General features: G+C 65.4%; 3 protein-coding genes. All 3 read left to right on the forward strand.

The window, feature by feature from the left end:
- Positions 1–609: 609 nt before the first annotated feature.
- The 3 genes from JSV65_03225 (at position 610) to JSV65_03235 (ending at position 5,541) form a co-directional block, all read left to right on the forward strand.
- Positions 610–1,887 (forward strand): aminotransferase class I/II-fold pyridoxal phosphate-dependent enzyme, encoded by a 1,278-nt coding sequence (locus JSV65_03225; protein ID UCH35376.1) that lies wholly within the window; start codon positions 610–612, stop codon positions 1,885–1,887.
- 177 nt (positions 1,888–2,064) lie between these two features.
- Positions 2,065–3,987 carry a hypothetical protein gene (locus JSV65_03230; protein UCH35377.1) on the forward strand — a complete coding sequence of 641 codons (1,923 nt, stop codon included), beginning with the start codon at positions 2,065–2,067 and terminating at the stop codon, positions 3,985–3,987.
- 18 nt (positions 3,988–4,005) lie between these two features.
- Positions 4,006–5,541 (forward strand): glutamate--tRNA ligase, encoded by a 1,536-nt coding sequence (locus JSV65_03235; GenBank protein UCH35378.1) that lies wholly within the window; start codon positions 4,006–4,008, stop codon positions 5,539–5,541.
- The last annotated feature ends 215 nt before the right edge of the window (positions 5,542–5,756 follow it).

Below are 5,756 nucleotides of genomic sequence, written 5' to 3' on the forward strand. Positions count from 1 at the left end.
CAAGTTTTGCTCCGATCCCTGCTGCGGAGATTGGGATGCGTAGGGGACGATGGGTCGTGCTTTGGCGATCCCTACTGCGACTCCTGGTTCGTGATCTCCGGCAGGCCCGGCCTTGCGATAAGATTCCGTCACGAGTGCCGTTACGGTCATCAGTCGGCGCCAGCGCGGCCGCGCCGTGCATCCTCGCTCCGGTACGTCAGCGTGGCGCGGTCGAGTAGTGGAGCCTGTACCTGTTCTCTGCCGGCGCGATGCGAACGAGCTCGACACGTGAACGCTCATGCCCTACCTCGAAGGCGGTACCATCAAGACTTATTCCACAGAATTGCGCGGAATTGAGATGAATCCACACATTTCTCGCGGACGGCTGCGGAGCAATGCCCCGGGCTCCGCTGCCCAGGCCATTCCGAGGTCGCGACCCCGCCCCGCCGCCCGGCCCGGCCTCGGCCCGCCTGCTGCGGCCAACAACTCGTGCGGATCGCGCCGCGAGGAACGGCCGATCTGCACGGTTTCCCCAGAGGTAGCGGCCGCGCGACGGCGTAATATGCCGACAGCCGCTGGCGACGTCGAGGGGCGGCGGCCCACGCTACCGCGCAGGAGGCATGGAAGGAAGTGTCAGACATCGAAAGGCCCGCGTATCGGAAGTTCACGTCGGAAGAGTTGATGGAACTGGTGCACCTGTTCGGCGTATCCGAGGACGGCCGTCAGGCCATTCGAAGCGCGCTCGACCGCGAGCCCACGCCGCCGCAGGCCAATCTGTTCCGCTACTACAACGAGCGCAGTATGGTCGAGCAACTCGAGAAGGAGTTCGCGGCGAAGATGGGCGCGAAGTACGCCTTGGCGGTCAACTCGGGCACGAGCGCCTTGGTGGCTGCACTCGTCGCCGCGGGGATCGGCCCGGGCGCCGAGGTGATCGTCCCGGCCTACACCTTCTTCGCGAGCCCGGCTTCCGTCGTCGTCGCCAAGGCCATTCCCGTTATCACGGAGATAGACGAGTCGCTGACTCTCGACCCCGAGGAGGTCGAGCGGAGCATCACGCCCCGCACCAAAGCGATCATGGTCGTGCACATGAACGGGTACAACGCCCAAATGGATGTGCTGCAAGACATCGCCCGGCGCCATGAACTCGCGCTCATCGAAGACACGGCACAGGCGGCGGGGGGGACGTATCGCGGGCGCTGTCTGGGCACCTGGAGCGACCTCGGCTGCTTCAGCTTCGACGCGTACAAGGTCATGGCGTGCGGCGAGGGGGGCATGATCGTCACCGACGACGAGTGGCTGTACACGCGCGCCCAGAGCTACCACGACACCGCCGCCTGCTGGCGGCCGGATCGGTTTGCCCGCGAGCGCAGGCCGGGCGAGCTGTTCTGCGGCGAGAACTACCGCATGTCGGAGATGTCGGGAGCGATCGCGCTGGCGCAGCTTCGCAAACTCGACTGGGTCAATAGCGCTACCCGGGGCATCTGGCGGCAGCTCCAGGAGGAGATCGAGCTGCCAAAGGGCGCGCGGTGGATTGCCCCCGCGGATCCCGAGGGCACGTGCGGCTACATGCTGGGCATTCTGTTCCCCTCCCATGAGATTGCGCGGGAGGCGATCTCGGCTGACATCGGCATCGGCGGCATCGCCGGCGGCGGGACTCAGGGCAGCCGCGACTGGCACGTGTACTGGTACTGGGAGCACCTGATGGAACTGAAAGCCGCCACGGACGACGGGTGCCCCTTCAGCTGCCCTCACGTTGAGGCCTTGCCGGAATACACGCCGGACATGTGCCCGCGCACCAAGGACATCATGCTGCGCACGGGCTTCATCGGCATCAACCCCACCGACACCCCCGAGTGGGCTTCGACCTACGCGCAGCGGGTCAGCGAGGGACTGGCGCGGCTGGCCTAGCGTGGGGGAGCGCCATGCCCACCTCGCGGGTCGAGCGCACGCCTGGAAGTTGGCTGACTGGGTGCTGCGCATCTTGACTCGCGGTGGCGTACCGGTTACACTAGATTTTCCGAGTGAATCCCAATCACCTCAGTACGCAGCGCGCCACTGCGACGCGCGGCGGCCATGGAGCACGTTGTGCCAACTCGTTCGACGAAGTCCAAGGCAAAGACCACCAAGTCCAAGGCCAAACCCAAGGCCACGCCCAAGCCCCGTCGTCGCCGGGTATCGGAGGCGATGGAGCAGCTGGCGCACCACTATCTCGCCGACGAGATATTCGAGGTGTTGCTGAATCGCGGCCACGCGGCCAAAGTCGGCGAGTTGACCTCCGAAGTGCTGGGCGGGGAGCTGGACCCGAAGCTGCTGCGCAAGGTCATGGCCAACAGCCCGCGCTTCTCGGTGCACGACCGGCGGTGGAATCTGGCGATGCGGCAGGTCATTCATCTTCCTTTGGCCGGGGCGCTGGCGCATCACCTGCGCTCATACGGGCGTCCGCTGTCTCTGCCCCTGCTCGCTAACGAAATGGCCGTCATCGCGAAGCAGCCCATCTCGGCTGAGGAGTATCAGGAGCTGCTGCCGCGCATCATGGAGCCGCGCCGCAAGTATTTCCGCACCCCCGACGGCGCATGGGGTCTCAGCGAATGGCTGCTCGACATCGCGGAGTCCGACGAGCAGGAGATGATCACGCGCAACTTCTTCCTCGCCAGCAAGGAAACGCTGCGCTTCATCAACAAGCTTGATGCCGCCTGCCCCAGCGCGCGCGCGTCCGATGTGACGATGGCGCTTGCGGTAGTCGAGGCCGCAAGTGTGCCGGTACCCCACAAGATCCTGAGCTACCTGACGTGGAAGCGGCGCGGCGAGGCATTCGATCCGATCGCCCACTTGGAGGAACTCGCGGCGGAAGACAAGCTGCACATGCTCTCCGCCGTGCAATGGATTCCCTCCGCTTCGATAGACAGGGTCATGGCTGCGCTGCGCGAACTCTCGAAAGAGGCCGCCGAGGAGGAGATCAAGCTCCTGCCGGGCGAGGAGATGGCTGCCGTCGAGGAGCTCGCCGTCAGCCCGACGGATCTGGAGGAGATTCACACGCTGATCGAACGACGCAAGCGCCCTGTCCCCACGGGCGACCTGGTGACGAGCATCTTCGAGATCTCGCCGACTTCACCGAGCTTCCCCCTCGCGATTGACATTGTCAATGAGGGTCTGACCCAAGATGAAAGCCTGGGGCGCATGGGCAAGGCGACGTGGGGCGTGCCCGAGTTCGTTCCCGAGCACATCCAAGATATCCCGGAAATCCTCTTGGTCGGCGAGGTCGATCCCGAGCAGTTCGACGACCCCGAGGCCGACGCGCCGCTGGAGGACGAAGGCCTGGAAGAGGGGCTCGCAACCTGGGTGCACGACCCCCGCTACGAAGACTTCGGGGAGGAAGACGAGATCGAGCTGTCGCCGGATCACGCGCCGGCGACGGAGATACGGTATCCCTTGCCGTACGATCACTGGAAGGCGGGCACGATCAAGATTCGCGAAGCCGATCGCGACTTCTTCCCGCCCGAGACGCAGCTCGTCTATGCCGTCCTGCATCCGGCGAAGAGGAAAGTGGTCAACGCGTGGGTCAACCAGTTCAGCACCCTGGTTTACGATCTGGAGAAGTGGTACAAGTCCGCGAAAGTCATGCCGGGCGCGATCATCTCGCTCACGCGGGCGGACGAACCCGACCACTATGCCCTGGCAGTCGAGGACGAGCCGGATCCCTTGCTCGGGCTGGATGCCGATCGCATCAAGCACCTCGAATCGCTGTGCAAGCGGGCGAACAGCGCCCCGTGGTCCGTGTTCGAGATCATGTGTCGGATCATGCCCGACCACAGCAAGGGCCTGCATTTCATGAAGCTGTGGGCCGAGGTCAACGTCGTGCGGCGGACGCCGCGCCGCACCGTGGCTTCCAACCTCAGCGCCTACCACGCCTTCTTCACCAGGCCGGCCGCGTCCGACATCTGGGTCTTCGACGAGCGCAAGGTCGAGCAGGGCCGCAAGAAGGCGAAGCGCAAGTTCATCCGCAGGTAAGGTTCGCGCGCGTCCGCGATGGCTTCCGACAACACCGTACGCGTGCGCGTGGCGCCGTCGCCCACCGGGCTGCTGCACGTCGGTGTCACCCGCACCGCCATATTCAACTGGCTCCTCGCGCGCCACTGCGGCGGCAGGTTCATCCTGCGCATCGAGGACACCGACCAGACGCGCTGCCGCCCGGAGTATCAGCAGAACATCCTCGAGGCCTTGCGCTGGCTCGGCCTCGACTGGGACGAGGGACCGGAGGCGGACGGCCCGCACGGCCCGTACGTGCAGTCCCAGCGCGTGCAGCTCTACCGCGAGCACGCGCGCTCGCTGCTCGAAAGCGGTCACGCCTACTACTGCTATTGCAGCCCGGAGCGCCTGGCCGACATGCGTCGGCGGCAGGAGCAGGAGCAGCGCGGCGAGGCGCTGGGATACGACCGCTTGTGCCGCCACCTCTCCGCAGAAGAGCGCGCGCAGAAGGAGGCCGAGGGGATTGCCCCCACCATCCGTTTCGCCGTACCGCTGAGTGGAACGACTGATTTTCGCGATATCATTGTTGGGCGAATGATGGTCGACGGGACGACTGTTGAGGGCGTCGCTCGACATACGTCATTCGAGAATGCTTCACTCGACGATTTCGTCATCCTCAAGTCCGACGGCTTCCCGACCTATCATCTGGCGTCGGTCGTGGACGACCATCTGATGGCGATGACCCATGTCTTGCGCGCCCAGGAGTGGATCTCGAGCACCCCACGGCACGTCCTGCTCTACGCCGCCTTTGGGTGGGAGCCGCCGGCCTTCGGCCATCTGCCGATGGTGCTCGGCACCGACCGGGCCAAGCTGTCCAAGCGGCACGGCGCGACCGCCGTAACCGCGTACCGCGACCAGGGCTATCTGCCCCATGCCATGTTCAATTTCCTCGCGCTCCTCGGCTGGGCGCCGGGCGATGACCGCGAGGTGATGACCCGCGACGAGTTGATCGAGGCATTCTCCATCGACGGCATCGGCAAGGCCCCGAGCATCTTCGACATCACCAAGCTCGACTGGATGAACGGGCACTACATCCGCTCCTGTGATCGCGAACGCTTCACCGAACTAGCGTTGCCCTATCTCATCGAGGCGGGCCTCGTAGGCGCCGATCCGGGTTGCGCGGAGCGGGATCAGATCGGTCGCGTGTTGGCGCTCGCGCAGGAGCGTGTCAAGGTTCTGTCCGAGTTGCCGCGACTCACCGAGTTCTTCTTCCGCGCAGAGCCGAAGTACGACCCGGCCGCGGTGAAGAAGTGGCTGACGAAGGACTACGTGCCCTCCGCGCTGACCGATCTCGCAACCCGATTCGAGGCTGCCCAGCCGTTCGACGCGGCGAATACGGAGCGAGCGGTGCGCGGCCTCGCCGACCAGCTTGAGATGAAGCCCGCCGCTCTCATCCACCCCACTCGGGTAGCGGTGACGGGCAGAACCACCGGGCCGGGCCTGTTCGAGACGCTGGAGGTTCTGGGCAAGGAACGGTGCCTCAAGCGGTTGCGGAAGGCGGTGGCGCTTGCCGCCGAAAGCCAGAACATCGAGTGAAGAAGGCGACAGGCCGATAACGACACCGCCGGGGCGACGCGGGAGCGCCGTCTCGCGACTCCCGGCATGCGCGCCCTGTGCGTGCTTGCTGTTTCTGGTGCTCGCTTTCAGCGTAGCCGACGCCGCTCCGGCTGCTGTGCCGGCCGATGCATCCGCGGAAGCCTTCCTGGCATTCTATGACTACCCGGGCCCGCCGCCGACGTTCTCCGTTCGCC

Source organism: Armatimonadota bacterium (genome assembly GCA_020354555.1).
Taxonomy (GTDB): domain Bacteria; phylum Armatimonadota; class Hebobacteria.

What these genes read in the sequence shown, in the direction of transcription:
- JSV65_03235 (UCH35378.1), top strand. Translation starts at nt 4,006, where the DNA reads ATGGCTTCCGACAACACCGTACGCGTGCGCGTGGCGCCGTCGCCCACC.